The 1607-nt window shown below is 66.2% G+C and carries 2 protein-coding genes; both read right to left on the bottom strand.

Annotation, left to right across the window (positions count from 1 at the left end):
• Positions 1–1250, bottom strand: a 1250-nt coding sequence (locus GO606_RS00760; RefSeq protein ID WP_425532174.1) for an IS4 family transposase, incomplete at its 3' end; no start/stop codon positions are given.
• A gap of 61 nt (positions 1251–1311) precedes the next feature.
• On the bottom strand, positions 1312–1607 hold a 296-nt coding region (locus GO606_RS00755), incomplete at its 5' end, for a hypothetical protein (RefSeq protein ID WP_246979253.1).

Here is a 1607-nt window from a genome sequence, read left to right as displayed (position 1 = left end):
TCGCCGTCGCCCTTGCGCGCGAGAAAACCGCCCAGGGTGGCAATCAGCCGCAGCACCTGGTTGACGGTGGGCGGGGTCGCGGGCGGTTTCTTCTTGGTGAGCAGATACGCGCCGCGGATCTCGTCTGGCTCGAAGAAGAGCGCCGCGTCCAGATCGGGGCAGGTTCGACCGGTGCGCATCAGATGCGCGATGCGCCAGGCCACGACCATGAACAAGGCGATCGCGCGCTCCAGGCGCTCGACGGCGGACAGTTGCAGGGCCTCGATGCGGCAGCCGTTCTTGACCACATGAAAGAAGGTCTCGATCTCCCAGCGCGCCCGATACCAGTCGATGAGCTCGACCACGTCGGCTGCCGTCGGGGCCTCACGGTTGGTGAGCAGCCGCCACTCGACCGGCTTGGCGCCGGCCGGCGCACCGATCTCGCGCGCCACGATGCAGGTGGCCGATACCGTGTCGGCCTTGCCGGCCGGCAGGCTGACCCGTCGGGCCCACAGCTGCTGGCGCACCTCGCGCGCGGGTCGGCCGTGGCGCGAGCCCATCGTGAACATGATCTCGCCCAGCGGCTCGCCCGCGCAGGTGTGCGAGAACAGCTTCGCGCCCGCGGGCAGGCAGCGGTTGTGCTTGGCCCGCACCAGCCAGTCGGCCGGCGTGCCCAGCGTCTGGGCGCGCAGCATCATGTCCATCAGATCCGCTTCGCGGTCGGCGACATACACCAAGCGAGTGGCCGCCATCCCCAGGGCCAACTCCGCCACCCGCTCGTAGCCTTCGATCCAGCGCACGCTCTCCTTGATGCTGGCGCCTGGCGCATCGACCTCCTCGCGCGCCCACATCCACGCATCGAGCACGCCCAATGGTTCGCGCTCGACCGTCACCGCATAGGTCGGGTGCAGATACATGCCGCGGCGCGCCTCATAGTTCAGCCGCCCCAGACCCGCGATGCCCTGCCCGTTGAAGTCGAGCTCGGTCGTGTCCTGCAGGCACAGCACCACCGGATGGGCGCGCATGCGGCTGCGGGTACGCTCCCAATGCGGCGCCAGGATCGCCTGCCAGTCGACCTCGTCGTTGCCCAGGAAACGGTACGCGGCGACCGTCTCGCCCCAGCCCCGGCACGCCATCGGAATGCTCGCCGTCGGCTTGGCCGACAACCGTTCCATCAGCACCTTCGCCCGCTTGTTCAGCCGTTCGTCGCCCAGCGCCATCCCCGAAAACTCCTCCGCCACCCAGTTCTTCGTCGCCAACGTGTCACCCAAATTGCAAGAGTAGACGCGTTTTTCTCAGGGTTTACAAGCACCTCATGTAAGTCGTTGAAGGTCAACGATTATTTCGGCCGGCGCTCTGGTGGGGCAGAGTTGTGTATAACGAGATGAGCTGTGGTACGGCCTGGCTGGCACCGCCCGAGACGATGTGAAAGCGGGCTACCGCGATATCCGGATCCTCCAGTTCGTTGGCAAAAAGGTGGAAGCCGGTGTGGTGACGCCAGATGCGCGGGTTGGAACCGAGATCCAGATAACGATGGGCCGATTCGCAGTCTCCGCGCAGGAGGCTGTAGCGCGATTTTTCAAGCCACCCGGGGCCTCTGATGAGGGGGCTCCGCATAAAACTGCACA

This window comes from Aromatoleum anaerobium, assembly GCF_012910705.2.
Lineage (GTDB): Bacteria > Pseudomonadota > Gammaproteobacteria > Burkholderiales > Rhodocyclaceae > Aromatoleum > Aromatoleum anaerobium.
The sequence above is the reverse complement of the archived record's forward strand: the minus strand, read 5'-3'. Positions and strand labels throughout refer to the sequence as shown.